Raw genomic sequence first — 25,413 nt, forward strand, 5'->3', positions numbered from 1 at the left:
TTCCATGCTGCCCAACAGGCAAACCTTACCGGGTGGTATCGGCCTATGTTAGGATGAACTTCTGTTAACCGGTTACCGTTGATGAAGCCATGGCCAATATTACCGATGTGTCGCGCCTCGCGAATGTATCAAAAGCCACCGTTTCCCGCGTCTTGAGCGGCTCCCGCGGCGTGCGTGAAGAGAGTCGGCTGGCTGTGCTGCAAGCCGCAGAACAACTGAACTTCCGCCCCAATGCCACGGCCCGATCGCTGGCGACTCAGGCGACGGATTGCATCGGCATCATACTCTCCCCCCAGCTCGGCAACCGTCTGGCCAGCATGCTGCCGCTGCTGGAAGGGGCGCTGGCCAAGGCGGGCAAGAGCATGCTGGTGCGCTTTGCCGACGAGGCGCAGCAACAACAGCTGGCAGTAGACGAACTGCTGGGCGGCCGTTGTGATGGCGTGCTGGTGATCGGTGCCAAGCAGTCACTGAACCAGGACGAGCGCCTCCTTCAGCTGGATGGGGTGAGTGATTCGAGCAACCTCAATATCTGCTACGACCTGACCTTCGCCACCGAGAGCGCCTGCCGCTTTTTGCTTGGCAAAGGCCATCGCCAGATGGTGCTGATGCTGGATGACAAACTATCCCCAGCCGGCAAGAGTGCCATCCAGGGTTATCAGCAGGCACTTCAGCAGCAATCCCTGCCCTACAACAGTCAGCTGGTGATCGATGGTACCGACAAACAGCAGGCGTTGCTCGGCTTGCTCAACCGCTATCTGCCCTTTACCGCACTGGTGGTGCAGCAAGATGCCCAGGCCGCGGATGCCATGCGTCTGCTGCGCGAATTCAACCTCAATATTCCTCAGGATGTCTCCGTCATCAGCCTGGAAGGATCGGCCCTGGCAGATCAGCTGACGCCCCCGCTGACCTGCATCGAATATCCGAGCGAACGCTTGGCACAGGAGAGCGTGCGCGTGCTGCAAGCCCAATTGACGCAGAGCCTGCTCCCCGCCGACGAGCAACAGAAGTTCCATGGTCGTCTGATGGTGCGTGAATCCGTGGTGGCTCGCTAGGGCTTGACCTTGCTGCGGGCGGCAGCTTTAGGCTGGCTGCACATCAACAGAGGAGTGATCCCATGACCATCGAACTCACCATTTCCGGCATGTCCTGTGGTGGCTGCGCCGCCAGCCTGCAAAACGCCCTGCTGGCCCAGAGCGCTGTTAGCCAGGCCCGGGTGGATTTCGCCAGCAGCAAGGCCGTCATCGAAAGCGATCTGAGCAAGGCGGAGCTGATCGCCCTGATTGAAGCCAAGGGTTTCTCAGCAAGTTAAATTATCTATATAGAGGTATAAATCAGGTTAAAATTCTGTACCCAGCTGTTTTTTGGTGAGAGTCATCACAGACCCCCTCAACAGAAAGCGCAAACTTGCTGCAATTTTTATCACTCAGAAGGATTTGCAGCATGACTCTCCCTATCCGCAAGACACTGATCGCCACCGTACTTGGCCTGACCCTCTCCCCGATGGCCATGGCCCTGCCACAGGTTCATATCCTGGCTACCGGTGGCACCATAGCCGGAGCGGGACAGTCCGCTACCCAATCCAACTATGAAGCGGGCAAGGTAGCCATCGAGACCCTGATTGCTGCCGTTCCCGAGATGAAGAACGTCGCTGACGTGCAGGGTGAGCAGGTGGTCAAGATCGGCTCCCAGGACATGAACGACGAGGTGTGGCTGACGTTGGCCAAGCGGGTCAACGAGCTGCTGGCCAAGGATGACGTCGATGGCATCGTCATCACCCACGGCACCGACACCATGGAAGAGACTGCCTACTTCCTCAACCTCACCGTCAAAAGCGTCAAGCCTGTGGTGCTGGTCGGTGCCATGCGCCCCTCCACCGCCATGAGTGCCGATGGCCCGCTCAACCTCTACAACGCTGTCGTCACCGCCTCCGACCCCAGCTCCAAGGGCCGTGGCGTCATGGTCGCCATGAACGATACAGTGCTGGATGCCCGCGACGTCACCAAGACCAACACCACAGGGGTGCAGACCTTTGCCGCCCCCAACTTCGGCCCGCTGGGTTACATCCACAACGGCAAAATCGACTATCAGCGCACACCGGCGCGTCTGCACACCAGCAAGACACCGTTCGACGTGAGCAAGCTCGACAAGCTGCCGCAAGTGGGCATCGTTTACAGCTATGCCAACGCCACCGATCTGCCGGCCAAGGCCATGGTGGATGCCAAGTTTGACGGTATCGTCAGCGCTGGCGTGGGCAACGGCAACCTCTACCATACCCTGTTCGATACCCTGGCCAAGGCGAGCAAGGACGGCATCCGCGTGGTGCGTTCCGCCCGCGTACCGACCGGCGCCACCACCCTGGATGCCGAGATCGACGATGCCAAGTACGGCTTCGTGGCAGCCGGCACCCTGAACCCGCAGAAGGCGCGCATCCTGCTGATGCTCTCCCTGACCCAGAGCAAGGATCCGGCCCAGATCCAGCGCTGGTTCCAGCAGTTCTGATCCCGGTGCTCAGCGTCAGCTGAGATATTTTGATGACAATAAAAAGGGCAGGATGGAATCCTGCCCTTTCTCATGGCGTCATCTTCACATAGAGCGCACCGTCAGCTCACCACCAGCCAGCCACAAAAACCGAGATAGACCAGCCCAACCCAGGCCAGCCTGCCCGCCGTCATCTGCGCACGGCTGAAGCCCCACCACAGCAGCACTACCGCCAGCAGGGTCACCAGCGAGGAAACCATCATGGTGCTGTCCAGCAACCAGGGGGTAAACAGCAGGCAGAACGCCTTGGGGATCGTGCCCTGGATCATCATGGCGCCTGAGATGTTGGCCAGCGCCAGCCGGCTCTTGCCCTGCCGCACCCAGATCAGCACGTTCATCAGCTCCGGCATCTCGGTCGCCACCGGGCTCAGCAGCAAGGCCGCCAATACGGGGGAGAGACCAAACAGCTCGCCCATGCTTTCCAGCTGGTGCACAAACAGCTGGGCAGCCAGCGCCACCACCACCAGCGCCACCAGGGTCTGCAGCAGCACCTTGCCGAGCGCCGGGATCTCGGCCTCGGGATCCAGCTTGAGGGGCTCGGGCAACTCGACCTCGTGGCTGTCGGTCTGCTTCAGCTCGCGCCGCACATAGACCAGATAAACCAGCACGAACAGCGGCGCCAGCCAGGCCTTGCCAGTGAAGGCCACCATACCGAGGGCCACCGCCACCAGGAAGATACCGACAAACCAGGCTTGATCCCGACCTATCTCGCGCTGCACCTCGCCGTCGATGACTCGATGGGCACGACTCATGCACAGCAACAGGGTCACGCCGACGGCGGCATAGCCTATGGTGGAGAGTACAAGAGGGCCACCGAGGGCAGCGCCAATCCCAATCTGTTGCTGGGCGGGAGCATCCCCCATCAGCAAGGCGGTCAGGGTGACGATGCATTCGGGCAAGGCCGTACCCAGGGCTGCCAGCAGGGAGCCGGTGGCACTCTGGGAGAACTTGAAATGATGGCCAGTCCATTCGATACCATTGACGAAATATTCGCAGGCCAGGTAGATGGTGACGGCAGAGAGCAGAAATAACAGCAGGGTGATCAACATAATAGGCAACCGCCAGGCGAGCAGAACAACCGATGGACCCGATACGGCTCGCCCGGCTGGCTTGCGTATCGAGGCCAAAGGTCTTGCAGAGCGATAGATGCTATCGCCGCCCATGCCATGGATCGGAAGATCCAAGAATGTTGACATGAGCCCTGCCCGGATCACGGGCGGGTTGCTACTCCCCAATGACAGTGCGGGCTTTTTACCAAACCGGCGGCCAGCTCACAAGGCAAACTAATGACTGTTAGCTCAGTAAGTTGTAAGAGAATGTAACACACCACTCGGTCAGTACCCTCGATTTCTCCGTCCGGATCTCCACTCTTTCCCCTGGCATCCACGCCTTGGCACAACGATTGCTATGAGTTGATTACTGTCCACAATAGTTTGGGAAGGATGAACGATGAAACGGTGGATCCAACATTTCTATCAACTGAACCGCCTCAACTGGCTCATGGTCTGGTTGTTACTCTGCTGCAGCATCATATTGCTGTTTCCGGCCGGCCTGATGAAGGGCGCCGTCAGCCAGTGGGCAACGCTCCACGCGGCCTGGCTCGGGGTCGGCATGCTGATCGCCATCTCCTACTTCTGCAGTCAGGCATTTCTGATCGCCTGGGAGTGGGCCTGTGAAGAGTGGCAGTCCCGCCGCCAGCAGGATCTGCTGGCCCAGATGATCGCCTTCCTCGACTTCAACGAGAAAGCGGTGCTGCGCGAGTTCGTGCTGCAACGCAAAAGCGTCATAAACTTGCCGATCACCGAGCCTGCCGTCAAAAACCTGATGGATGCCGGCGTACTGACCTACGCCTACGGCAAGCCGGTGCGGGAGAAAGAGGACGAGAACCAGATCCGGGCACTGATGATTGCCCTGCCGGCACGGCCACTGCTCACCTACAAGGTGCTGGGGCTATCGCGCGGCAAGATGAGTGAAGAGCAAGTGGAGCAGATCATGAGCGCCAGACCCAAATTCGCCCAGAAGGGTTTCCAGCGTTAACGTGCTGCCATCTTTCAAATAAAAGAGCCGGACTGTGTCCGGCTCTTTGCTCTCTGTTATATCTGTTTGTTTTTATTCAGTCCTGGCTTTCAAATAGCCAGCATAATCCGGGATCTGTACGCTGAATGCCTGCCGCATATGGGGGCAGTCCATGATGAAATCTGCGGTCGCCTCGTTGGTGGCAACTGGAATGTTCCATACCGCAGCGAGGCGCAGCAGCGCTTTCACATCCGGATCGTGGGGCACCGCATTGAGGGGATCCCAGAAGAAGATCAGCACATCTATCTTGCCTTCGGCAATCAGGGCACCGAGCTGCTGGTCACCGCCCATGGGGCCGGAGAAGAGGCAGGTAATGGGCAGTTGCGCCTGCTTGCCGAGCATGGTGCCCGTGGTGCCGGTCGCATAGAGATGGTGGAGCTTGAGCTCCTCCTTGCGGCGCATCACCCAGTTCAGCAAAGGGGTCTTCATGTTGTCGTGAGCCACCAGCGCCACCCGCTTGTGGGGGGCCATCTCACGTGCAATCAGTTCCATGTAAATCATCCGTAGCATTGTGATGGAAATAGAGCCGTATCCTAATCGAAAGCGGCGCCCGCTGCCTTGTCGGGCGCCGTAACTGTGATCACTTCGACTGTTCAATCCACTGCCGGTTCTTCTGCTCCAGCACAGAGATGGGCAACATGCCGTACTCCAGTACATGGTGGTGGAAGGCCTTGAGGTCAAACTGGCTGCCAAGGGCCTGCTCGGCGGACTCCCGCATCCGGATCAGCGCCAGCTGACCCGCCTTGTAAGACGTGGCCTGACCGGTATAGGCCATGTAGCGCGGCACCTCTGATCCTATGTCTCCCGCCCCCAACGCCGAATTCTCCTGCATGTAATTGACGGCCTTGTCGTGGCTCCAGCCATACCAGTGAATGCCGGTATCCACCACCAGCCGCATGGCCCTGAGCATCTCCTCGTTGAGGCGTCCGAAATACTGCAGCTGGTTATTGAACGCGGACGAGCCCTCGACCTTCACATCTCCCACGGCCGGATCGTAGAGGCCGCGCCCCTGATAGAGCCCCATGTCGTGATCCGCCAGGTATTCGGTGTAGAGCGCCCAGCCCTCCGCATAGGCGGTATAGGAAGCGTTCGCCACATACTGCGGGAAGTCGGGATCCTTGGCCGCCAGCTCCTGGGCTATGGTGATCTGGAAGTGGTGGCCAGGCGCCGCCTCATGGGCCAGCAAGGTGCTGATGTTCCAGCTCTGCAAACCATAGGGATAGTAGGTATTGAGGAAGAACTGCCCCTTGCGACCGGTCTGCGGGTTGCCGTCCTGATACCAGGCAACGCCGCCATAGGGCGCATCCTCATAGGAAACGGGCACCACCTCGTAATCCAGTTTGGGGATGGTGCGCTCGGCATCGAAGAAGTCCGGCAACACCAACGCTGCCTTGCTCTTGAAGGCGTTGTACTCCCGCAGTGCCCGCTCATGTTCGGCCAGCGCCTGCTGTTGTGGCTCACTCAGCGCCGCCCCTGCCGCAGTGCTCGGGTTCAAACCGGCAGACCAGACAGTCAGCGGGTTCTGGTAGAAGAAGGCAGGCTCGTTGAGATAGCGGAAGAAGTCATAGATCTGGCCGCTTTGCTTGCTCTGGGCCACCTCCTCGCTGTCGCACTTGCCGACGGTATGACACACCTTGACCATGGCGCCGAAGATCCGCTCCACCTCGCTCAGCCCCAGCGCATGCACCTGCTCCGGCGTCATCTCTGTGGTGGTGTGCTTCTTCAGCAACCAGCGATACCAGTCACGGCCATTGGTCATGCCGCAGAAGCCATCATCACACTCGCCGCTGCCAAGACGCACTGCATAAGCGCCGCCATGCTGATAATCCAGATAGTCCCGCAGCGCCAGATAGCGGCCGTTGATGCTGTCCAGCACCGCCTTGTAATCGGTGCGCAGTACCTCGTCGGCCTCCCCTGGCAGCTGTTGCCAGCCGAGGTAGGCACCGGAGATGGCTTCACCGTCCAGCTTGCTGTCGAGCTGGGCCAGCAGCCTGTCCACCAGCTCATTCGGCAAAGTGTTGCCCTGGGTGCTGCCAAGCTCGAACTGATGCTTCACGTCGGCCAGATAGGCGTCGTAGGCCTTGAGCCAGGTGAGGTGTTCCTGATACCAGGCCAGCGGTGCCGTCACCGCCTTCGCCCGCGTGGCTACAACAGTCCCCGCAGGTGTACGGTCCAGATCACGCCGCCAGGCTGCATCTCCCGGCGCGACTCGCTCGGCAGAGCTCTGCTCGAAGTAATCGAAGCCGCTGCTGACAGTGCGGGCGGCCTTGCCGCTGGCGGGCGCAGCCCCGACCTCATCGGCCAGATCCACCACCCGATTGCGGAAGTGATGGATCGGGATCTGGGATTGAGGCAGCTCGTAGCCCGCCAGGTTGATCTGCAAATCCCAGCGGATCATGTCGTAGAACAGTCGGTCCCGCTCGCTCAACACGCTCGGATCCATGGCATCCAGCCGGGTGAGCAGCGAACCGTCGAGCGCCTTGCGCTGGGCGATCCCTGGCGCATCAATGGCAAATCCGTAAGGGTCCAGCGCCTGACTCGCACGCTGGGCCTCGTCCATGATTTGCATCAGGGATGCCTTGGTAGCGGCGGGATCCGCCGGCGCGTTGGAGCTGTTGTCATTGCAGGCAGCGAGAGAGAGTGCGATGGCGCAAGCCAGCGCAAGCTTGTTGGGCAAGAAGTGCATGGTGTAGTCCTTTAACCTGTTGTTATTGTGTGCCCCCGACAGGGGTTCCAATAGTGCACATCTACTCAACATATTTTTGCGACCTGATTAACAAAAATAAGCTTATTTTTCATATGGATAAACCGGATGAAAAGCTATGCAACGGATATGAAAAAACCCGCCTTGGCGGGTTTTTAAGTCAGCTTTTCATGCCATAACTATTCAGGATGAGCCGTGATGCAGCTGTGACTGCTGATAGTTCTCCAATCCGATGCGATCGATGAGATCGAGCTGGGTCTCTAGCCAATCTACGTGCTCCTCTTCATCTTCCAGAATGTCCTGGAACAGGTCACGGCTGATATAGTCCTGCACCGACTCGGCATAGGCGATGGCCACTTTCAGGTCGGGGATGGCGTCCATCTCCAGCGACAAATCGCAGCGCAGCATCTCCTCCACCGTCTCACCGATGCGCAGCTTGCCCAGATCCTGCAAGTTGGGCAGCCCTTCTAGAAACAACACCCGTTTGACCAGCTCGTCGGCGTGCTTCATCTCATCGATGGACTCGTGATACTCCTTGTGCCCGAGCGCCTTGAGGCCCCAGTCATCGTAGATGCGGGCGTGCAGGAAGTATTGGTTGATGGCTATCAGCTCATTGGCCAGCACCTTGTTGAGGTGGGCAATGATCTTGGGATCTCCTTTCATCGACTCTGCTCCTTGGTTCGTGCCTGAGGCTTCGATCGTTAGAGCTTAGTCCAGAAAAGTGACAACAAGAGGTCTGGCGAGCCTGCTCGCCTGAAAGGAAGGGTGACCCTGCTGCCGGGTCGGGTTGGAAAACGCCTGGTCTTGATCAGGCCACTTCGTAGTAGAGCGGGGCCGTTTCCAGCTCTGCCTTGTCGAGTTCGGCGGCGATGATCTCCATGGTCATGCGCACGCACTTGCCACACTGGGCACCTACCTCCAGCGACTGTTTGAGTTGACGAAACTCGCTCTTGCCTGCCTGTACCGCCTTGCGGATCTGGGTATCTGTGATGCCACGGCACAAACAGACGTACATAGTGTTTACCTCATGCTGGAATGCCATGAAATCTAAATGAGAATGGTTCGTAGTGCAAATAACAATTAGTAATAAGATCCCCCGCTTGCCAGCCATCAGCCCCTTGGGGACAATACCTCTGTCACAGAGGAAAACATCATGCTCAAGAAACTGTTCACTGCACTGTTCGGGGGCCAACCAGCACAAGCCGTCGACGTCACTCCCACCGAATACGCCGGTTATCTCATCTATCCAGAGCCCATGGCGGAAGGGGGTCAGTACCGGTTGGCGGGCCGCATCACCAAGGAGCTGGATGGTGTGCTGCAAACCCATCGGTTTATCCGATCCGATCTGTTTGCCAACCCGGCCGATGCGGAGCATTTCATGGTGCAAAAGGCCCATACCTTTATCGACCAGACAGGGGATCGCATGTTTGAACCTCGCGTCAAAGCGGGCGACAGTTCAGCCTCATGAGCCCCGCCGAGGTGAAAGCCCTGCGCCAGACCCTCGCCCATGCTGGCGAGCGGCGACTGATCTGGCTGGAAGGGGATGAGGCTGATTGCATCGTCCGTACCGAGCTGCTGCTGGACGGTGCCATCTTCTGGCTAGGGGAAGGCCCCGCCCACCACGGGCCCGTTCCCGCCGCCAAGGCGCTGCAACGGCTGGGTCAGGAGTGCGACACGCTGGTGTTCAACGCTTTCAGCGGCTTTCATCCCGACGCCTTCGGCGCCCTGGCGGGCACACTGCGGGCGGGTGGCCTGCTGCTGCTGCTGACGCCACCCAGAGAGCTGTGGCCAGCATGGCCGGATCCCGACCGGATCAGATTGGTGGCCCAGCCGGAGGAGGCAAGCCGGGCGGGTCACGGCTTTATCGCCCGGCTGGTGCGGCTGCTGACAGGCGATCCTGCGCTCTCCCTGCTCCCGCCCACCAGCCCACAGCCCTGGCAACCGATAGGCGCCGAACGGCCATTAAGTGACGATCAGATTCTTGCTCTGCCCGCCATCCACAGGGTGCTGCACGGCCATCGCCGCCGCCCCCTGGTGCTGAGCGCCGATCGGGGACGCGGCAAGAGCAGCCTGCTGGGCCTCGCCGCCGCCGGGCTGCTGCGCCAGCAACCCGACCTGAAGATAGTGGTGACGGCACCCTCTCAGGCCACTGTCGCCACCCTGTTCGCCCACGCCGCCCGGGCGCTCGAGACCACCCAAGAGCAGCTTGTGGGCCTCGTGTTCTGTTCACCGGATCGACTGGTACATGAGGCGCTGCAACCCGACCTGTTGCTGGTGGATGAAGCCGCCGCCATCCCAACGCCGCTGCTGGAGGCCATGTTGGCCCGCCACAGTCGCATCGTCTTCGCCACCACGGAACACGGCTACGAGGGGACGGGGCGCGGCTTTCACCTGCGTTTCAAGCGAGTGCTTGACCGCCAGACGCCGGATTGGCAGGAGATCCACCTGGCCGAGCCCATCCGCTGGAGCACTCGCGACCCGCTGGAACCACTGGTGTTTCGCCTCCTTGGCCTCAATACCGAGGTAGATGCTCCCCAACCACCGACCAACCCGAGCTGGCGGCTGATCGGGCAAGGGACGCTGGCCGCCGATGAGGAACTGCTGAATCAAGTATTCGGCCTGCTGGTGCTGGCCCACTACCAGACCACGCCGAGCGACCTGAGATCTCTGCTGGAGAGTCCGGATCTCGACATCCACCTGCTGGAACAGGCGCAGAACCTGCTGGGGGTCGCGCTGGTAGCGCGGGAGGGCAATATCGCCCCCGAACTCGCCGAGGCTATCTGGGCGGGCCGACGGCGCCCGCGCGGCCATCTGCTGCCCCAGTCCCTGCTTGCCCACGCAGGTTTCAAGACAGCCGGGGGACGCAGCTACGCCCGGGTGATGCGCATCGCCATCCACCCGGCGCTGCATCGCCACGGGCTCGGCTCACGACTGCTTAGCCAGCTGGAGGACTACTACCGGGAGGAAGGGCTCGATTATCTCGGCTCCGCTTTCTCGGCCAGCGCCGACTTGTTGCCCTTCTGGCGCAAGGCCGGGCTGGTGACACTGCGCATCGGTTTGCAGCGGGATGCCGCCAGCGGCAGCCATGCCGCCCTGCTGCTCAAGGTGTTAAAACCCGAGTGGCAAGCCGAGCTGGACCTGTGGCGCCAGCGCTTCGTACAACAGCTACCTACCCTGCTGGCCGGGGAATTGAAAGAGCTGGATCCCGCACTGGTGTGGCAATGTGTGAAGGGACAAGAGCTGGCCGTGCCTGAGCTGGATGAGTTTGAACGGGATGAGCTTGATTGCTTCGCCCATCACCACAAGCCGTTCGAGCTGTGCCAATCCACTCTACAGCGCTGGCTGACAGGCAATCTGCCGCGACTGGCCTCCCTGACGCCAAGCGAATGCCAGCTGCTGATCGCCACCATCTGGCAATACGCGGACTGGAGTCGACTGGCTGCCAGGCTGCAACTGGCGGGCAAGCCAGCCATCATCAAGGCGCTGCGAGCCCTGCTGGCTCGCCTGCTGGATGCCCCTACCACTCGATAGTCTTGCCCTGCCAGTCGAGATAGCTGAGTTCGCCGTCAGGCATCAGCCGATCCATCAAACTCACCAGATGATGAGCAACCTGCTCTGGCGTCTGCAAGCTGCCGGCCGGCACATTGGCGTGAAACGGGCGCGAGAGCTGGGTATCCACAGTGCCCGGATGAAACGCCAGCAGCTTGACGCCCGGGGCACGCCGGGCGAGCTCGATGGACGCGCACTTGAGCAACATATTGAGCGCGGCCTTGGCAGCACGATAGCCATACCAACCACCAGCGCGGTTGTCGCCAATGCTGCCGACCCTGGCACTGAGTACCGCCAGGGTGCAGGGTGAGGTGCCAAACAGCGGGAGCAGCTGGTTGATCCAGCGCAGCGGCAGCAAGGCATTAGTCTGGTAGAGGCGGGTCATGGCCTCGACATTGAGCGCTTCCAGCCGTTTTTCCGGCTTGATCTCCCCTTGATGCAAAACGCCATTGCAGATCACCAGATGGCGCAAACCAGGTGTCAGTCCGGCAATATGGCTGACACAGTGGCTCATCTGCTGGTCGCTGTAATCGCAGGGCAGCCAATGCAAGCGAGGGTCATCACACCCGGCGGGAGCTTGCTGTCGGCTGACAGCAATGACTGGGTTGGCTCCTGCCGCCAGCCAGTGCGCCACCAGTGCCTGCCCGATTCCGCCCCCTGCCCCTATCACAACCACAGCCTCTGTCATGCTCCGCTCCTGTTTGTGGTGAGTGTGATGGTCTTCTCCATCACATCTTTGTTTCCCTGTTAAGCTGTTACGTGCCTTCCTACTTGCGGGATCAAGCAGTTATGAGGGTTATGTTGTGTGGATCTCTCCGGTGTGGACGGATCCATTCCTATACTGAGGGAAAACCGCAGCCGGTGCTGCCAGCGCAACCAGAAGCACGAGAGTCGCCATGATGTCCAAAAACGGGGAAGAGCGTAAATCCATCCTGACTGAGAGCGGGACCAACGAGCTCGAAATCATCGAGTTTCATCTCAAGAAGCATCTGCCCGATGGCAGGGAGAAGATTGCCTATTACGGTATCAACGTCGCCAAGGTGCGCGAGGTGATCCGGGTACCGGAAACTACCGACTACCCCAATGCCCAGCGCCACATGGTCGGGGTTTTCTCGCTGCGTGAACGGCTGATCCCCCTGGTGGATCTGGCGGGCTGGCTCGGGATCCGCACCAACCCGGACAACAGCAACAAAGTGGTTATCGTCACCGACTTCAACAAGATGGCGAACGGTTTTCTCATCGACAGTGTCAGCAGGATCCACAGAGTCTCCTGGGAGGATGTGGAATCCCCCAGCCAGTTTCTGGAAGCGGGCGAGAACGACTGCGTGGTCGCCGTGGTCAGGCGCGATGGCAACCTCATCATGATCCTCGACTTCGAGAAGATCATCGCCGACATCAACCCAGAGCTCAGCATGGAGAAATACGATGTGACCCAGGATCGCAAGGTCATCATCGACGATCGCATGATGGCACTGCGCCAGGCCAAGAGCATTCTGGTGGTCGACGACTCTGCCTTCATCCGCAAGATGATAGAGACAACGTTGCGCACCGCTGGCTACAACGTGGTGACGGCCAAGGACGGGGGAGAAGGGCTGGAGATGCTGACGGAGTTTGACCGTCTGTCACAGGAGGAGAAGATACCTGTGTCCGAGTTCGTCAGCGGCATCATCACTGACGTCGAGATGCCCCGAATGGATGGCATGCATCTGCTCAAACGGCTGCGGGACACCCCCGCCTTCAAGACCACCCCCATCATAATGTTCTCGTCGCTGATGAGTGATGACAACCGCCAGAAGGCATTGCAGCTGGGGGCCAATGACACCATCACCAAACCCGAGCTGGGCCGCATGGTCGGCATGATGGATAACTTGCTGCTCGGCATCCCCATTCCCAAACCGGGCAATCTGTAATGTCGTCAGTCTGACACTCAAGCAAACGGGCGCCTCGGCGCCCTTGTTGTTGATGTTGTTCAGCAGCATCAGAGATAGCGCTCCTGAGCGGCTCATCCCATTTCGCGAGAGATCAACGAAAAGCCAGAGCTTCCTTCTGGATCGAGATCCCAGGCCAGTCGTTCACTGACGGGCTGCTAGTCATTCCAAATCCTTATTGGCCTTAAGATTTTGTCAATTTTCTTATTGCCATCCCCCAAGCAAGATGGCTCTCAAATTGAGTTTGATGTGGCTGATGCCATGCGCCATCGGGACATCAAATGTCGTCTCTATCAATGGATCCCCTGGAGTCTCTATGCCGTTGTTCAAGCCGTTAATCACCCCTGAAGTGACCGATATGGCCCCCGGATTCCGGGCCTTGAGTATCACTGTCCAGGCGGCTGCCATTGCAGACCCCACTGTGGGGACGCGGGCTCTGGAACAAGCCTCCCTTGCCATGGCCAGAGAAGATGCACCCTGGGCTGATGCACACCTCTCTGCCTGGGCGGACCTCTTTAGAAAGTTTGGTGCCAAACCACAGCGCACTCCCTGCTCCGCCGAAGCCCTGAGAAAACGGGTTGCCCGTGATGGCAGCCTGCCGAGTATCGATCCTGTCGTTGACCTCTATAACGCCATCAGCATTGAGTACGCCATACCGGTCGGGGGCGAAAACCTGACTACCTATGAAGGGATGCCAAGGTTGGTAGTTGCCGATGGCAGCGAGCTATTCGACACAATGAAGGGCGGCGAAGTGGCTCATGAATCTCCAGAACCCGGCGAAGTGGTATGGCGGGATGACAAGGGGGTGACGTGCCGACGCTGGAACTGGAGACAGGGGGTCAGGACCAGGCTCAGTGTGGAGTCGAGCATGATGTGGTTCATTCTGGAGAGCTTGCCCGAAATGCCCCTGGAAGCTTTGCAAGCAGCCGGGAACAAGCTGATTGACGGCATACAACAGATGATGCCCGGAGCCGTGATAGAACAAACCGTCATTGGCCATGTCGAGTGACCGACCACAACGCCGGGCTGGCCGTCTCGATGCTGCCAGCGTGATCGCAACGAGCAATGCAAAGAGGCTCCGAAGAGCCTCTTTTGTTATCTGAACCCGACTCAGCCCAGCAGCAGGTAGAGCTGATGGGCCGCCACACCGGCGCAGAGACCACCTATGGTATGAGCCACTATGGCGCGGGAGGTGAGATGGCGATAACCGAGCGCATCCAGCATAGCGGTGTGAGTACTCAGAAAGCCGCTCCAGCACATGCCCATGGCGGTGAATACCGCCACCTCGTTGCCGGTGATCCAACCCTTGCCGATGAAAGGAGGCACCAGCGACATGGCGGCCCCGACCGCTCCCAGTGAAGTTACGGGGAAGGCCACCAGCTCGGCATGGGTAAAACCGAACAGCATCTCGAACAACCAGCCCACCTTGGCCGCCAGCACGGGCAGCAGTGCCACCCCCTGGAAGGCCTCGCCGGTATAGCCCTTGTCGCCAGGACCAAAGGTCAGCAACATGACGAAGGTACTGATGATGAGCACACCCGGGATCACCGCCATGCCGAGCTCCACCCCCGATTTACCACCATCGAGCAGGGCATTGAGCACCCGGAGCCAAGTGGGAGCCGCTTCCTGACTCAGCCCGGGCTTGGCGCCCACACTCACCACTTCGTCATCAATCAGGGTCTCCCCCACCAGCGGCCTGATCATGCGCTGCATCAGCCGGGTCGAGACCACTGAGCCGATGAGGGCGCCGAGCAGACCTATCAAGGCCGCACTGGCAGTGGATTCGCCGCTCGGCAGTTGCAGGGTGGCCATGAAGGTCACCACAATCAGCCCCATGCCAAAAGCCGTCCCGAAGTTGGTCAGCGACACCAGTTGCCAGGGGGTGAAGCCCTTGCGAAAGCGACTGTCTTTGGCGAGGCTGATCACCGCCGGGTTGTCGGAAAAGAACGTCATCAGAGCCGCCAGGGCGGTGCGGCCCGGCAGACGGAAGATGGGCTTCATCAGTGGCGCCAGCAGCACCTCCAGCAAGCGGATCACTCCGAACTCGCTGAGCAGCTGGCTCAGCGCCCCGGATAGCACTGTAATCCCCATGATGAAGAGCACAGTATTGAGCAGCAGCTGATGGGCCGTATTGAACAGGGTGTTGACCAGGGCGGAGAGCCCCATCAGGCTACCGAGGTAACCGAACAGGCTGCCCAGAATGGCCAGTACCAGTACCGGCTCCAGCCAGCGGCGAAGGGAGGTTTGCGTTGCATGCGAATCTTTAACTGCTTGATTTTCCATACCAATCCTGATGACTGTCTCTGTGTGAATCGTTGTTTTTGTTATTGAACTCGTGACGCCGGAGCCCTCGTCTCGCAACAAGGGCTCCGGTGATATCCAGATGAACAGCCCGCCGAACTGGCGACTGAACTCAGGAGGAAACACCCGTTTGCCAGACAAGGCAGCATGGCAAACCGCCTCACGCAAGGGGGACGATAAACCCGGCACCCGGGAAAATTGAGGGGTGGGAGTATAACAACCGGGGCAAGTCAGCGAAAGAATACGGGCCGCCTCAGCCAGCATTGCCACCTGCAACACCGGGAACATTCATACCCGAATGCAGTTCCCCTTCAACCATTTGCGCAATCGCCCGTTGGCATTGTGGTAGGGAGAGGCGGTATTGAACTGGATCATCCGCCCCAGGGTCCACTGCTCATACCAGGGGCGACCATACAGCTCATCGTCACCGCGCGTCACGATCAGCTCGACGATGCGGGCCCTGGCCGCCATCAGCCGGGCCAGCAATACCGGATAGGCCAGCCCCTCATAATCCCGATAGAACTTTTGGGCCAGCCTGCCCAGCTCGTTCCACTTACAGCCCGTCTCGGGAAAATCTACCGGCCAGCCCGCCGTATCCCGCTCTATCCACTTGATCACCAACTCATTCCAGCCGATGAGGTAGGCCACCAGATTGGCCACGCTCATGGAGGTGCCCTTGCTGTGCCCCTCCATCACCAGCTCCTGCACCCGGCTCTCGGGTACGGCCTGCAACGCCTTGAGCAGCTTGCCAAAATTCGTGTCGATGGCGAGCAGCAGCTCGGCCTTGTTGCTGGGGATCCCCATCACTTTTCTCCTTCATGCCGGCCACCCAGCTGCCCGGTCGGGATTGCCGCCAGCGGCGCCGAGCGCTAAGCTCGCGGCATCTGCAACCTGCGTTCCCACGCCACCACTCCCGTCACAAGCAAGAACAGCAATGAATCAGCTCATTACCTATATCAAGGCCATCCATCGGCAACCTGGGCCAGCAACCATCACTCATCAGCAGAGTGAGCACTATAGCGAGAATGACGAGAGTGGCACCCTGATCCAGCACCAGCAAACCACCTATTGGTTCGCCAATGGGGTCGTCATCTGTCATCAGAGAGAGCAGGACCATGTCCCCTCGGCGCAGCTGTGCGCCGAATGCTGGATAAGCTATCGGGTCGACACCAGCCCCATCTCCATCACACCGCCACGCAAGCTGTTCCACAACCCCTGTCAGGAGGCGTTCTGGCTGAAGATGCAGGGCATTACGCCGGCAAGGTGACGTAGGACTGATCCACAGGTGAAACAACAGCAGGGAGGAGGGACTTAGTAGACTCAACGATCACCGGCAGGCCATCATCTCCATCGACAAACAACAACCGAACCTCTCATGCGAATCTGGTCAGCCGTAAAAAACAGGCAAAGAAAAAGCCCAGCATTGCAGCTGGGCTTTTGTGTTGGCTCCTCCTGCTGGACTTGAACCAGCGACATACGGATTAACAGTCCATGTACCGGTTCAAATCAGCCAAAGGCATCCAATCTGATTGCTCACTTCAATTGAAGCCGCGCTCAGTAACCTTATGAGCCCAATCTGAGGCTAAACCAAGGGCAAAGTGCTCACTTCTTTGCCACCAAGCCCCATAATAAGCATCAATAAATCAGAGTGAATAGTGCGCGGTTCTACCAACTGCACAGATACCTTAAAGTAGTTCGAGCAATCGGGTGCCGACACCCAACATTGATGGAGGAAACGGCCACTCTGTGGTGCCTTCCCCTCTGTTTCTTTTTAGCTTTTTCGGGCCGATGATGAGATCTTACTGAACCAGTGCTCCGACTGAGGTATCCTGACAAGATCGGACAGTCCCGGATCAAGCAGCCTGAGTAGTTTTCCTATACCTCTTGTTAAACTCCGCCGGGCTGACATTGCCAAGTCGTGAATGCCGACGTTGGCGGTTGTAAAAAATCTCTATGTATTCCTGAATCGCTGCCTTGGCCTCCGCTCTCGTCTTGAATCTATGGTGATGAACCAGTTCATTTTTAAGAATGTATTTAAATACATATTTTGTTTTTATTAACATACTGTATGCTGATGTTTAATTTAGAGTAGATAACCAAAACTACTGTATATACCCGCTTGCTAACAGGTTTATGCACAGCCTGGGTGGGCAACTTGCTGGGCTTGATCCTTGGGTTTGTTTATAAGTCGGCTTGAAATTGAAAGTTATTCATGCGTGGGGGATTGCAGTCCTTGTTTGCTGCCACGGAGTGAATGTGGAACAATCTCCTTATAGATTCAGCCTTTATAAGGTGATCACGTGATAGATGGCGACGGGTTTCGTCCCAATGTCGGAATCGTGATCTGTAACCGTGACGGGCAAGTATTGTGGGCTAAGCGCTATGGGCAGCACTCCTGGCAGTTTCCGCAGGGGGGAGTTGATGACGGTGAGACGCCAGAGCAGGCCATGTATCGTGAGCTGTATGAGGAGATAGGCCTCAAGCCCGAGGATGTGACCATCATGGCCACCAGTCGCAACTGGCTGAAGTACCGCTTGCCAAAACGCCTTGTTCGTTGGGACAGTTCACCGGTCTGTATTGGCCAAAAACAAAAATGGTTCTTGCTACAGCTGGATCCGGGCAGGGAGTCCAGGATCCAGTTCGGCTGTCATGGTCACCCCGAGTTTGATGATTGGCGTTGGGTCAGTTTCTGGTACCCGGTACGCCAGGTTGTCTCCTTCAAACGGGAAGTCTATCGACGGGTGATGACGGAGTTTGCCCCGTTGGCGATGCCAGTGCCTGTGGTGCAAGTAAATCGGAAAGATGGGCGGCGCAACCGCTCTCGCTAAGGAGCACATTCGTTGCTGACGGATCTCAGACGCATCGTCGAAAGCATGGCCGAAGCCAACACTCTGGAGTTGGCTTTGCAGGCATTGGTCAGCCAGACCCGGCGGGCCATGACGGTGGACTGCTGTTCCGTCTATGTGTCTGAGCCGGACATGCGCCGCTACCGACTGGCTGCGACCGATGGTCTGGCCGAGTCGGCGGTGGGCAAGGCAACCCTGCCGTTCGAGCAGGGTATCGTCGGTCTGGTGGGCCAGCGCGAAGAGCTGATCAACCTGGCCGATGCCCCCTCCCACCCCAGTTTCAAGTTCCTGCCCGATGTTGCGGAAGAGGCGTTCCGCTCCTTCCTCGGTGCTCCCATCATGCACCAGCGCCAGGTGGTGGGCATTTTGGTGGTGCAACAAAAAGATAGCCGCCGTTTCGATGAGGGGGAGGAGTCCTTCATGGTGACGCTGGCAGCCCAGCTGGCCGCGCGCATCGCCCAGGCCCAGGCCAAGGGCTGGTTGCAGAAAACCGACTGGAGCAAGCCACTGCGTGGTATCGCCGGTGCCAGTGGCATCGCCATGGCCAAGGCCTGGGTGTGGCGGCCTCGCAAGGAACTCAGCGCCATCACACCGCGCAAGGATGAGGAGCACGCCAAGCAGCTGGAACGGTTGAACGTGGCAGTGGAAGTGGTGCGCCACGATCTGGAGAGTCTGGCCCTGCGTTTTCGCGAGAGCTACAGCCAGGACTCGGTCGCCATCTTCGACATCTATCTGCATCTGCTCAATGATCCCGGTTACATCAAGCCCATCCGCAACAAGGTCAGCAAAGAGCACTGGACGGCCGTGTCAGCGGTGAAACTCATCAGTGATCGGCTTATCGAGCAGTTCAAGGGGATGAAAGACCCCTATCTGCAGGAGCGATCCACCGATGTGAAGGACATAGCCCAGCGGCTCATCAGCCGACTGGTGCAGAATGAACCCGAACACATCACGGTCGGCGAGCCTGTGGTGCTGGTTGCCGACGAGGTGACGGCCACCATCCTCGCCGAGGTGCCGCGAGAGTTCCTGACCGGTGTGGTATCGCTCAAGGGCGGTACCAACTCCCATGCCGCCATACTGGCCCGCGCCATGGGGGTGGCGGCCATCATGGGGGTGGATTTGCCGCTCGGCGACATAGGTGGTCGCATGCTGGTGGTCGATGGCTACAGCGGCGATCTCTTCATCGAGCCCAATCAGGTGATCCTGACCGAGTATCGGCAACTGCTCAATGAGGAGCGGGCGCTGGATACCCTGGTGCGCAGCGTCGACAACCAGCCATCGGAAACTGCCGACGGTACCCCTGTGTCATTGCTGCTCAATGCGGGGCTGAGTGCCGATACCGAGATCTCCCTTAATCATCTGGCGGACGGGGTCGGGCTTTATCGCACCGAGATCCCCTTCATGCTGCAAGACAGCTTCCCCTCCGAGTGGGAGCAGACTGCCCGCTATCGCAGCATTCTGGAAACCTATCGCAACCGCCCTGTCTGCATGCGGACCCTGGACGTGGGGGGGGACAAGCAACTGCCCTATTTCCCCATCGTCGAGGAAAATCCCTTCCTTGGCTGGCGGGGGATCCGGCTCACGCTGGATCACCCCGAACTGTTCCTGGTACAGCTCAAGGCCATGCTGCGGGCCAGCGAAGGGCTGGACAATCTGGCCATCATGCTGCCGATGATCAGCAGCGTCAGTGAAATCAAGGCCTCCCGCCGGCTGCTGGATCAGGCCTGGCGTGAAGTGTCGGAAGAGGCGGCGAGCCGCGATGCGGTGATCCGCTACCCCAGTCTGGGGGTGATGATAGAGGTGCCCTCCGCTCTCTATATCCTGCCGGAGATGGCGCCGCTCATCGACTTCTGGTCGGTGGGCAGCAACGACCTGACCCAATATCTGCTGGCAGTGGATCGCAACAATGCCCGTGTTGCCAACATCTACGATGCTTTCCATCCCGCTGTGATCCGCGCCCTGCAACTGCTGGTCGATGCATCCCATCGTTACCAGAAACCTGTGTCCGTGTGCGGCGAGCTGGCGGGCGATCCTGTTGGCGTACTGCTGTTGCTGGCCATGGGCTATCGCCGTTTCAGCATGAACACCCACAACATATCCCGCATCAAGTACGTGCTGCGTCAATCCGATCTCGGCGAGCTGAAGGCGCTGATGGCCGATGGCCTCAAGCACGACAATCCCCACGTGCTTCGTGGCCTGTTTGCCCGCTACCTAGAAGAGCACGGTCTGGGCGGTTTGCTGCGAGCGGGCCACAAGAGCAAGCTGCCCGATTGATATTCAGTCTTGTTCCTGCTGACGAATGATCGGAGAATGCGGCTTTTCTTATGACTGGGGCCGCGCCATGCAGCACGACGGATATTGGGTTTTCTCGCAGATTGATCCCGTAGCATTCAGTTTGGGACCACTATCGGTACGCTGGTATGGTCTCATGTATTTGTTTGGTTTCGCTTTTGCCATGTGGCTTGCAGGCCGACGCGCCGACGCACCCAACAGTGGCTGGACTCGCAACGAGGTGTCTGACCTGCTGTTCTACGGCTTCCTCGGGGTGATCCTCGGTGGCCGGGTTGGTTATGTACTGTTTTACAACTTCGACATGTTCCTGGCCGATCCCACCTACCTGTTCAAGATCTGGACCGGGGGCATGTCGTTCCACGGCGGTCTGATCGGGGTCATCACCGCCATGATCTGGTTTGCGCACAAGACCAAGCGTCACTTCTTTACTGTGGCGGACTTTGTGGCACCGCTCATTCCGTTCGGTCTCGGCGTCGGCCGCATCGGCAACTTCATGAACGGCGAGCTGTGGGGCCGGGTCACGGACGTGCCCTGGGCCATCATCTTCCCGGAGGCAGGCCCCGAGCCGCGTCACCCCTCCCAGCTCTACCAGTTCGCGCTGGAAGGGGTGGTGCTCTTCATCATCCTGAACCTGTTCTGGCGCAAGAACCCGCCACGGGGCGCCATCTCCGGTATGTTCCTGCTGTTCTACGGCCTGTTCCGCTTCCTGGTGGAGTTCGTACGCCAGCCTGACAGTCAGCTGGGTCTCTACTTCCAGGAGATCAGCATGGGCCAGATCCTCTCCACCCCGATGATCATCATCGGCGCCCTGATGATCTGGGTTGCCTACAAGCGTCCGCAGTTGTTCGGTAATGCCGTGAAGGAGGCGAAATAATGAGAACTTATCTCGACCTGATGCAGAAGATCCTGGATGAGGGCACCGTCAAGTCCGATAGGACTGGCACTGGTACCGTCTCCTTGTTCGGTCATCAGATGCGCTTCAATCTGGCGCAGGGTTTCCCGCTGGTCACCACCAAGAAATGTCACCTGCGTTCCATCATTCACGAGCTGCTCTGGTTCCTCAATGGCGACACCAATACCGCCTATCTGAAAGAGCAGGGTGTCAGCATCTGGGATGAGTGGGCGGACGAGAATGGCGATCTGGGGCCGGTTTATGGCGCCCAGTGGCGCTCTTGGCCGACGGCCGATGGCGCTGTCATCGATCAGATCCAGCGCGCTGTAGATGACATCAAGCACAATCCGGATTCGCGCCGCATCATAGTCTCAGCCTGGAACGTGGGTGAGCTGGACAAAATGGCGCTGGCTCCCTGCCACGCTTTCTTCCAGTTCTACGTGGCGGACGGCAAGCTCTCGTGTCAGCTCTACCAGCGCAGCTGTGATGTCTTCCTCGGCCTGCCGTTCAACATCGCCAGCTATGCTCTGCTGACTCACATGATGGCTCAGCAGTGTGACCTGGAAGTGGGCGACTTCGTCTGGACCGGTGGTGATGTGCACCTCTACTCCAACCATATGGAGCAGACTGCGCTGCAGCTCTCTCGTGAGCCGAGGTCTTTGCCTCGGCTGGCGATCAAGCGAAAGCCCGATTCCATCTTCGACTATCGGTTCGAGGATTTCGAAATCCTGGGGTATGACCCCCATCCTGGAATAAAAGCTCCGGTTGCAATCTGAGTCGGAGAAGCTCAACAATAAAGGCGCCAAGAGGCGCCTTTATTGTTCGTACTATACTCAGTCAGTTTACTGTTGGTATCGATATGATCTGGGTTAAATGCTTGATTGTTCGGTTTTTTCGATGTATTGGGTAATTAGAAACGATTTTTCATTACTCTAGATACTGCCATAGACTGCCCTTCTTGATTGCAACAGGACTGTTTTAATATGAGCGAAACCATGAAAAAATTTCTGAAAATGGAGAGTGCCTCCGGCATTATTCTGATCATCTCTGCTATTTTGGCCATGGTCCTGGCCAACAGCGGTCTCGCCTCTCTCTATCACGCTTTCCTCGATACACCCGTCCAGATGCGTATTGCCAGTCTGGATATCGACAAGCCTTTGCTGCTCTGGATCAACGATGGTCTGATGGCCCTCTTCTTCCTTTTCATCGGTCTGGAAGTGAAGCGCGAAATGATGGAAGGTGCCCTGTCCAGTCGCGAGCAGGCCACTTTTCCTGCGATTGCTGCGGTGGGAGGCATGCTGGCGCCGGCGCTGCTTTACGCCTTCTTTAACTATGACAACGAGGTGACTCGTGCTGGCTGGGCTATTCCTGCAGCCACTGATATCGCTTTTGCGTTGGGCGTCATGGCGTTGCTTGGCAAACGGGTTCCTACCAGCCTCAAAGTCTTCCTGCTGGCGCTGGCAATCATGGATGACTTGGGCGTCATCATCATCATTGCGCTCTTCTATACCCAGCAGCTCTCGCTCTCCGCTATCGGCGTTGCTGCAGCAGCCACTGTGGTGTTGTTCCTGTTCAATCGAATGAAGGTAGAGCGTCTCTCCTTTTATATGCTGATTGGTCTGATTGCCTGGGTGGCGGTACTCAAGTCTGGGGTACATGCGACACTGGCCGGTGTGGTCGTGGCCTTTATGATCCCGCTCAAAGGAGAGCGTACCGAGTCTCCACTCAAGTATCTTGAGCACCAGCTAAACCCTTGGTGTGCCTATTTGATCCTGCCACTGTTTGCCTTTTCCAACGCAGGTGTCTCTCTGGATGGAATGGGGCTAGAGGCACTGACGAACCCTGTGTCCCTTGGCATTATTGTCGGGCTCTTCGTGGGCAAGCCTCTTGGTATTTTTACCATCAGTTGGTTGGTGGTCAAACTCGGGCTGGCCAAGCTTCCGGCGGGTACCGACTTCAAGCAGATCTTTGCAGTGAGTGTGCTGTGCGGTATCGGATTTACCATGTCGATGTTTATCGCATCACTGGCTTTCCAGCACTCCGGAATGGAGTATGGTAACTATGCGCGCCTCGGTATCTTGTTGGGGTCAACGTTGGCAGCTTTTGCAGGTTACACAGCCCTGCGTTTGAGTCTGCCTAATAAACCTGCCAACCAGACTTTGGAGGGATTATGAGAAAGGTTCTGATATTGTGTTCTCTTCTTGCGCCTTTTGGCCTACAGGCCGAGACGTTTGATGATTGCAAGCAAGATGTGGTTTCCATCGGATGCAACGCTTATCTCAACGGTGTGGTCGACAGTGCAATGTTGCTCAGTGACAGGCAGGCCAAAGCCCAATTTGGTGAAACCTTCTCCGAACGCGCCCTCAGCAGCCGGGTTGGAGAGCGATTCAAACAGTCCAATAAGCGTTATTGTGGTGATCGATTGCCTGACAAGAGCCGTCTTAAAGCCAGTCTGATGGAGCAGTTTGCAGCAAACAAGGTTGACTCGATCAGCGACATGTATGACATTCTGGCGGCTGAACTCAGCTGCTACCGGAGTCCGCGTAAAGCGGGAATCCCATCGGATGTCACACCTTAATTACAATCACCTCTACTATTTCTGGATGACTCAGAAGAAGGGCACTGTCACTCAGGCGGCAGAGGCCCTTTTTTTGACGCCGCAGACAGTGACCGGTCAGATTAAACTGCTGGAGCAACGTCTTGGCGGCAAGCTGTTGAAGCGAAAGGGGCGATCCCTGGAGGCTACCGAGCTCGGCCAGTTGGTGTTTCGCTACGCAGACAAGATGTTCAGCCTCTCCTACGAGATGCTGGATATCGTCAACTATCGCAAGGAGAGCCAGATCCTGTTTGACGTCGGCATCGCCGATGCACTCTCCAAGCGCCTCGCCAGCCGGGTATTGCTCTCTGTCATTCCCAACGATGGCTCCATCCACCTGCGCTGCTTCGAATCAACCCATGAGCTCTTGCTGGAGCAGCTGAGCGAGCACAAGCTCGACATGATCCTCTCCGACTGTCCGGTTGACTCCAGCCAGCATGCAGGCCTGCTCTCCAAGCGACTCGGCGGTTGTGGCGTCAGCTTCTTCTGCAAGGCGCCTTTGCCTGAGAAAGCCTTTCCGGCCTGTCTGGAGGAGCGTAAGTTGCTGATCCCGGGTCGCCGCACCGCCATGGGTCGCCAGTTAACCCAGTGGTTCGAACAGCAGGGGATCTCCCCCAGCATTCTCGGCGAGTTCGATGATGCTGCCCTGATGAAGGCGTTCGGCTTCTTCAATCAGGGCATCTTCATGGCGCCGACCATCTACCGGGAAGAGATCCTGGAAGGGGAAGAGGTGATGCTGATTGGGGAGACCCAGGATCTGATGGAAGAGTATTACGTCATCTTTGCCGAGCGCATGATCCAGCATCCGGCGGTAAAACGGGTGTGCGAGAGTGATTTCTCCTTCCTGTTTGCAGGTCAGGAGGACTTTGCCACGATTCAACCGGCAACCCTGTCATTTTAAATCGACGGCTCACAGAGTATGATTCTTGCCTCGAGCGAAAGGGGATGAGATGCAACTGGAAGAGATGGAGGCGAATGCAAGCCGTGCAGTGGCACTGCTCAAGGCGCTGGCCAACGAGCGAAGACTGTTTATTCTGTGCCAGCTGCTGGACAGGGAACTGTCTGTAGGGGAGCTTAACGAGGTTCTCGGATTGAGCCAGTCAGCCCTGTCACAGCACTTGGCCGTGCTTCGGCGGGATGAGTTGGTGGAGACGCGAAAAGAGGCCCAGACGGTCTACTATTCGTTGCGAAGCCACGAGGTGCGCGAGATGATAGGCTTGCTGCACAGACTGTATTGCAGCGCAGATAAATAAAAAACCGGCACTAAGGCCGGTTTTTTTAGCGTTATTCAGCCTGAGCTGATTAAGCCATAGCTTTGATCTGGGCAGACAGGCGGCTCTTGTGACGAGCAGCTTTGTTCTTGTGGATCAGGCCTTTGGTAGCCATGCGATCCATGATCGGCTGAGCGGTAGCAAAAGCAGCAACGGCAGCAGCTTTGTCGCCAGAAGCGATGGCAGCAATTACTTTCTTCAGATAGGTACGGGTCATTGAACGACGGCTGGCGTTGTGTTGACGACGTTTCTCTGATTGAATCGCGCGCTTCTTAGCAGATTTGATATTAGCCAAGGTAAAACTCCTAAAACTGTCTTAGCGAGTGTATTGAAAAGGCCCGGAAATATGCCTTCTCAACCACATATTGTCAAATGATTTGTGCAAATAAACACCGCCCCCCGGTGGTGTGTCAGTTGGGA

26 protein-coding genes, 1 pseudogene and 1 riboswitch are annotated in these 25,413 nt (G+C 58.1%); of the genes and pseudogenes, 17 read left to right on the forward strand and 10 right to left on the reverse strand.

The genetic code is table 11. The features are described 5' to 3' along the window. Positions 1-89: 89 nt before the first annotated feature. From AACX78_RS05010 to ansB, 3 genes are all read left to right on the forward strand, one after another. Positions 90-1,052, forward strand: coding sequence for a LacI family DNA-binding transcriptional regulator (locus AACX78_RS05010; RefSeq protein WP_159165562.1), 963 nt, complete (start codon positions 90-92; stop codon positions 1,050-1,052). Between the two features lie 62 nt (positions 1,053-1,114). Continuing rightward, positions 1,115-1,309, forward strand: a complete 195-nt coding sequence (locus tag AACX78_RS05015) for a heavy-metal-associated domain-containing protein (RefSeq protein WP_159165563.1) — start codon at positions 1,115-1,117, stop codon at positions 1,307-1,309. A 131-nt stretch (positions 1,310-1,440) separates the two neighbouring features. Continuing rightward, positions 1,441-2,499: an L-asparaginase 2 gene (gene ansB / locus AACX78_RS05020; protein WP_159165564.1), complete on the forward strand. Its 1,059-nt coding sequence runs from the start codon at positions 1,441-1,443 to the stop codon at positions 2,497-2,499. Between the two features lie 101 nt (positions 2,500-2,600). Here the strand turns inward: ansB and AACX78_RS05025 are convergent, their stop codons facing one another. Then, positions 2,601-3,587, reverse strand: a complete 987-nt coding sequence (locus tag AACX78_RS05025; protein ID WP_165484331.1) for a sodium:calcium antiporter — start codon at positions 3,585-3,587, stop codon at positions 2,601-2,603. 88 nt (positions 3,588-3,675) lie between these two features. Continuing rightward, a riboswitch (yybP-ykoY riboswitch) is annotated at positions 3,676-3,783 on the reverse strand. A 204-nt stretch (positions 3,784-3,987) separates the two neighbouring features. Here AACX78_RS05025 and AACX78_RS05030 point away from each other — a divergent pair. Then, positions 3,988-4,575 carry a superinfection exclusion B family protein gene (locus AACX78_RS05030; protein ID WP_159165565.1) on the forward strand — a complete coding sequence of 196 codons (588 nt, stop codon included), beginning with the start codon at positions 3,988-3,990 and terminating at the stop codon, positions 4,573-4,575. A 72-nt stretch (positions 4,576-4,647) separates the two neighbouring features. Here AACX78_RS05030 and AACX78_RS05035 read toward each other — a convergent pair whose 3' ends face one another. From AACX78_RS05035 to AACX78_RS05050, 4 genes are all read right to left on the reverse strand, one after another. Beyond that, positions 4,648-5,106: a methylglyoxal synthase gene (locus tag AACX78_RS05035; protein WP_021139003.1), complete on the reverse strand. Its 459-nt coding sequence runs from the start codon at positions 5,104-5,106 to the stop codon at positions 4,648-4,650. A gap of 88 nt (positions 5,107-5,194) precedes the next feature. After that, positions 5,195-7,300, reverse strand: a complete 2,106-nt coding sequence (locus AACX78_RS05040) for a DUF885 domain-containing protein (RefSeq protein WP_159165566.1) — start codon at positions 7,298-7,300, stop codon at positions 5,195-5,197. A gap of 201 nt (positions 7,301-7,501) precedes the next feature. Then, positions 7,502-7,981 (reverse strand): bacterioferritin, encoded by a 480-nt coding sequence (gene bfr / locus AACX78_RS05045; protein WP_005314068.1) that lies wholly within the window; start codon positions 7,979-7,981, stop codon positions 7,502-7,504. Between the two features lie 145 nt (positions 7,982-8,126). After that, positions 8,127-8,333 (reverse strand): bacterioferritin-associated ferredoxin, encoded by a 207-nt coding sequence (locus AACX78_RS05050; protein ID WP_005314070.1) that lies wholly within the window; start codon positions 8,331-8,333, stop codon positions 8,127-8,129. A gap of 138 nt (positions 8,334-8,471) precedes the next feature. Here AACX78_RS05050 and AACX78_RS05055 point away from each other — a divergent pair, with 138 nt between their 5' ends. Continuing rightward, positions 8,472-8,786: an HlyU family transcriptional regulator gene (locus tag AACX78_RS05055; RefSeq protein ID WP_159165567.1), complete on the forward strand. Its 315-nt coding sequence runs from the start codon at positions 8,472-8,474 to the stop codon at positions 8,784-8,786. Beyond that, positions 8,783-10,849: a tRNA(Met) cytidine acetyltransferase TmcA gene (locus tag AACX78_RS05060; RefSeq protein ID WP_159165568.1), complete on the forward strand. Its 2,067-nt coding sequence runs from the start codon at positions 8,783-8,785 to the stop codon at positions 10,847-10,849. Before AACX78_RS05055 ends, AACX78_RS05060 begins: the two co-directional genes overlap by 4 nt. Here the strand turns inward: AACX78_RS05060 and AACX78_RS05065 are convergent. After that, positions 10,836-11,555 (reverse strand): SDR family NAD(P)-dependent oxidoreductase, encoded by a 720-nt coding sequence (locus AACX78_RS05065; protein ID WP_159165569.1) that lies wholly within the window; start codon positions 11,553-11,555, stop codon positions 10,836-10,838. The genes AACX78_RS05060 and AACX78_RS05065 overlap by 14 nt on opposite strands. Before the next feature lie 208 nt (positions 11,556-11,763). Between AACX78_RS05065 and AACX78_RS05070 the strand changes: the two genes are divergently transcribed. Together AACX78_RS05070 and AACX78_RS05075 are read left to right on the forward strand one after the other, a co-directional pair. Further along, a complete protein-coding gene (locus AACX78_RS05070) occupies positions 11,764-12,777 on the forward strand; it encodes a chemotaxis protein (RefSeq protein WP_005314079.1) in 1,014 nt (337 codons plus the stop codon). 334 nt (positions 12,778-13,111) lie between these two features. Beyond that, positions 13,112-13,804 carry a B3/B4 domain-containing protein gene (locus AACX78_RS05075; RefSeq protein WP_159165570.1) on the forward strand — a complete coding sequence of 231 codons (693 nt, stop codon included), beginning with the start codon at positions 13,112-13,114 and terminating at the stop codon, positions 13,802-13,804. A 101-nt stretch (positions 13,805-13,905) separates the two neighbouring features. Here the strand turns inward: AACX78_RS05075 and AACX78_RS05080 are convergent, their stop codons facing one another. Both AACX78_RS05080 and AACX78_RS05085 read right to left on the reverse strand, forming a co-directional pair. Next, positions 13,906-15,078 (reverse strand): CD0519/CD1768 family membrane protein, encoded by a 1,173-nt coding sequence (locus AACX78_RS05080; protein ID WP_059113481.1) that lies wholly within the window; start codon positions 15,076-15,078, stop codon positions 13,906-13,908. A gap of 306 nt (positions 15,079-15,384) precedes the next feature. After that, complete coding sequence (locus AACX78_RS05085) at positions 15,385-15,900, reverse strand: ClbS/DfsB family four-helix bundle protein (protein ID WP_159165571.1); 516 nt, start codon at positions 15,898-15,900, stop codon at positions 15,385-15,387. A 130-nt stretch (positions 15,901-16,030) separates the two neighbouring features. Here AACX78_RS05085 and AACX78_RS05090 point away from each other — a divergent pair, with 130 nt between their 5' ends. Next, on the forward strand, positions 16,031-16,363 hold the full coding sequence (locus tag AACX78_RS05090) for a hypothetical protein (protein ID WP_159165572.1): 333 nt from the start codon (positions 16,031-16,033) through the stop codon (positions 16,361-16,363). 586 nt (positions 16,364-16,949) lie between these two features. Here the strand turns inward: AACX78_RS05090 and AACX78_RS05095 are convergent. Continuing rightward, positions 16,950-17,123 (reverse strand): annotated as a pseudogene (locus AACX78_RS05095) (IS3 family transposase); the annotation flags it as partial. A gap of 273 nt (positions 17,124-17,396) precedes the next feature. Here AACX78_RS05095 and rppH point away from each other — a divergent pair. The 8 genes from rppH (at position 17,397) to AACX78_RS05135 (ending at position 24,975) form a co-directional block, all read left to right on the forward strand. Continuing rightward, complete coding sequence (gene rppH, locus AACX78_RS05100) at positions 17,397-17,924, forward strand: RNA pyrophosphohydrolase (protein ID WP_005313497.1); 528 nt, start codon at positions 17,397-17,399, stop codon at positions 17,922-17,924. A 12-nt stretch (positions 17,925-17,936) separates the two neighbouring features. Continuing rightward, complete coding sequence (ptsP, locus tag AACX78_RS05105; protein ID WP_159165573.1) at positions 17,937-20,216, forward strand: phosphoenolpyruvate--protein phosphotransferase; 2,280 nt, start codon at positions 17,937-17,939, stop codon at positions 20,214-20,216. A gap of 67 nt (positions 20,217-20,283) precedes the next feature. Further along, on the forward strand, positions 20,284-21,108 hold the full coding sequence (gene lgt, locus AACX78_RS05110) for a prolipoprotein diacylglyceryl transferase (protein ID WP_159165574.1): 825 nt from the start codon (positions 20,284-20,286) through the stop codon (positions 21,106-21,108). Continuing rightward, the gene (gene thyA / locus AACX78_RS05115) at positions 21,108-21,902 is read left to right on the forward strand and encodes a thymidylate synthase (protein ID WP_159165575.1); all 795 of its coding nucleotides are present in this window, start codon (positions 21,108-21,110) and stop codon (positions 21,900-21,902) included. Before lgt ends, thyA begins: the two co-directional genes overlap by 1 nt. Positions 21,903-22,109: 207 nt before the next feature. Next, complete coding sequence (nhaA, locus tag AACX78_RS05120) at positions 22,110-23,300, forward strand: Na+/H+ antiporter NhaA (RefSeq protein WP_159165576.1); 1,191 nt, start codon at positions 22,110-22,112, stop codon at positions 23,298-23,300. Continuing rightward, a complete protein-coding gene (locus AACX78_RS05125; RefSeq protein ID WP_021138577.1) occupies positions 23,297-23,704 on the forward strand; it encodes a hypothetical protein in 408 nt (135 codons plus the stop codon). The genes nhaA and AACX78_RS05125 overlap by 4 nt, the downstream gene beginning before the upstream one ends. Then, complete coding sequence (nhaR, locus tag AACX78_RS05130) at positions 23,691-24,623, forward strand: transcriptional activator NhaR (RefSeq protein WP_021138578.1); 933 nt, start codon at positions 23,691-23,693, stop codon at positions 24,621-24,623. The genes AACX78_RS05125 and nhaR overlap by 14 nt, the downstream gene beginning before the upstream one ends. A 49-nt stretch (positions 24,624-24,672) precedes the next feature. Next, on the forward strand, positions 24,673-24,975 hold the full coding sequence (locus AACX78_RS05135; RefSeq protein WP_005313481.1) for an ArsR/SmtB family transcription factor: 303 nt from the start codon (positions 24,673-24,675) through the stop codon (positions 24,973-24,975). Positions 24,976-25,024: 49 nt separating this feature from the next. Here the strand turns inward: AACX78_RS05135 and rpsT are convergent, their stop codons facing one another. Beyond that, the gene (gene rpsT, locus AACX78_RS05140; protein WP_005892298.1) at positions 25,025-25,288 is read right to left on the reverse strand and encodes a 30S ribosomal protein S20; all 264 of its coding nucleotides are present in this window, start codon (positions 25,286-25,288) and stop codon (positions 25,025-25,027) included. Positions 25,289-25,413: the final 125 nt, after the last annotated feature.

The sequence above is a fragment of the Aeromonas sp. 9A genome (genome assembly GCF_963900955.1).
Classification (GTDB): domain Bacteria; phylum Pseudomonadota; class Gammaproteobacteria; order Enterobacterales; family Aeromonadaceae; genus Aeromonas; species Aeromonas salmonicida.

Coding starts and splice junctions, on each gene's coding strand:
- AACX78_RS05010 (WP_159165562.1), top strand. CDS start 90: ATGGCCAATATTACCGATGTGTCGCGCCTCGCGAATGTATCAAAAGCC.
- AACX78_RS05015 (WP_159165563.1), top strand. CDS start 1,115: ATGACCATCGAACTCACCATTTCCGGCATGTCCTGTGGTGGCTGCGCC.
- ansB (WP_159165564.1), top strand. CDS start 1,441: ATGACTCTCCCTATCCGCAAGACACTGATCGCCACCGTACTTGGCCTG.
- AACX78_RS05025 (WP_165484331.1), bottom strand. CDS start 3,587: ATGTTGATCACCCTGCTGTTATTTCTGCTCTCTGCCGTCACCATCTAC.
- AACX78_RS05030 (WP_159165565.1), top strand. CDS start 3,988: ATGAAACGGTGGATCCAACATTTCTATCAACTGAACCGCCTCAACTGG.
- AACX78_RS05035 (WP_021139003.1), bottom strand. CDS start 5,106: ATGGAACTGATTGCACGTGAGATGGCCCCCCACAAGCGGGTGGCGCTG.
- AACX78_RS05040 (WP_159165566.1), bottom strand. CDS start 7,300: ATGCACTTCTTGCCCAACAAGCTTGCGCTGGCTTGCGCCATCGCACTC.
- bfr (WP_005314068.1), bottom strand. CDS start 7,981: ATGAAAGGAGATCCCAAGATCATTGCCCACCTCAACAAGGTGCTGGCC.
- AACX78_RS05050 (WP_005314070.1), bottom strand. CDS start 8,333: ATGTACGTCTGTTTGTGCCGTGGCATCACAGATACCCAGATCCGCAAG.
- AACX78_RS05055 (WP_159165567.1), top strand. CDS start 8,472: ATGCTCAAGAAACTGTTCACTGCACTGTTCGGGGGCCAACCAGCACAA.
- AACX78_RS05060 (WP_159165568.1), top strand. CDS start 8,783: ATGAGCCCCGCCGAGGTGAAAGCCCTGCGCCAGACCCTCGCCCATGCT.
- AACX78_RS05065 (WP_159165569.1), bottom strand. CDS start 11,555: ATGACAGAGGCTGTGGTTGTGATAGGGGCAGGGGGCGGAATCGGGCAG.
- AACX78_RS05070 (WP_005314079.1), top strand. CDS start 11,764: ATGATGTCCAAAAACGGGGAAGAGCGTAAATCCATCCTGACTGAGAGC.
- AACX78_RS05075 (WP_159165570.1), top strand. CDS start 13,112: ATGCCGTTGTTCAAGCCGTTAATCACCCCTGAAGTGACCGATATGGCC.
- AACX78_RS05080 (WP_059113481.1), bottom strand. CDS start 15,078: ATGGAAAATCAAGCAGTTAAAGATTCGCATGCAACGCAAACCTCCCTT.
- AACX78_RS05085 (WP_159165571.1), bottom strand. CDS start 15,900: ATGGGGATCCCCAGCAACAAGGCCGAGCTGCTGCTCGCCATCGACACG.
- AACX78_RS05090 (WP_159165572.1), top strand. CDS start 16,031: ATGAATCAGCTCATTACCTATATCAAGGCCATCCATCGGCAACCTGGG.
- lgt (WP_159165574.1), top strand. CDS start 20,284: ATGCAGCACGACGGATATTGGGTTTTCTCGCAGATTGATCCCGTAGCA.
- thyA (WP_159165575.1), top strand. CDS start 21,108: ATGAGAACTTATCTCGACCTGATGCAGAAGATCCTGGATGAGGGCACC.
- nhaA (WP_159165576.1), top strand. CDS start 22,110: ATGAGCGAAACCATGAAAAAATTTCTGAAAATGGAGAGTGCCTCCGGC.
- AACX78_RS05125 (WP_021138577.1), top strand. CDS start 23,297: ATGAGAAAGGTTCTGATATTGTGTTCTCTTCTTGCGCCTTTTGGCCTA.
- nhaR (WP_021138578.1), top strand. CDS start 23,691: ATGTCACACCTTAATTACAATCACCTCTACTATTTCTGGATGACTCAG.
- AACX78_RS05135 (WP_005313481.1), top strand. CDS start 24,673: ATGCAACTGGAAGAGATGGAGGCGAATGCAAGCCGTGCAGTGGCACTG.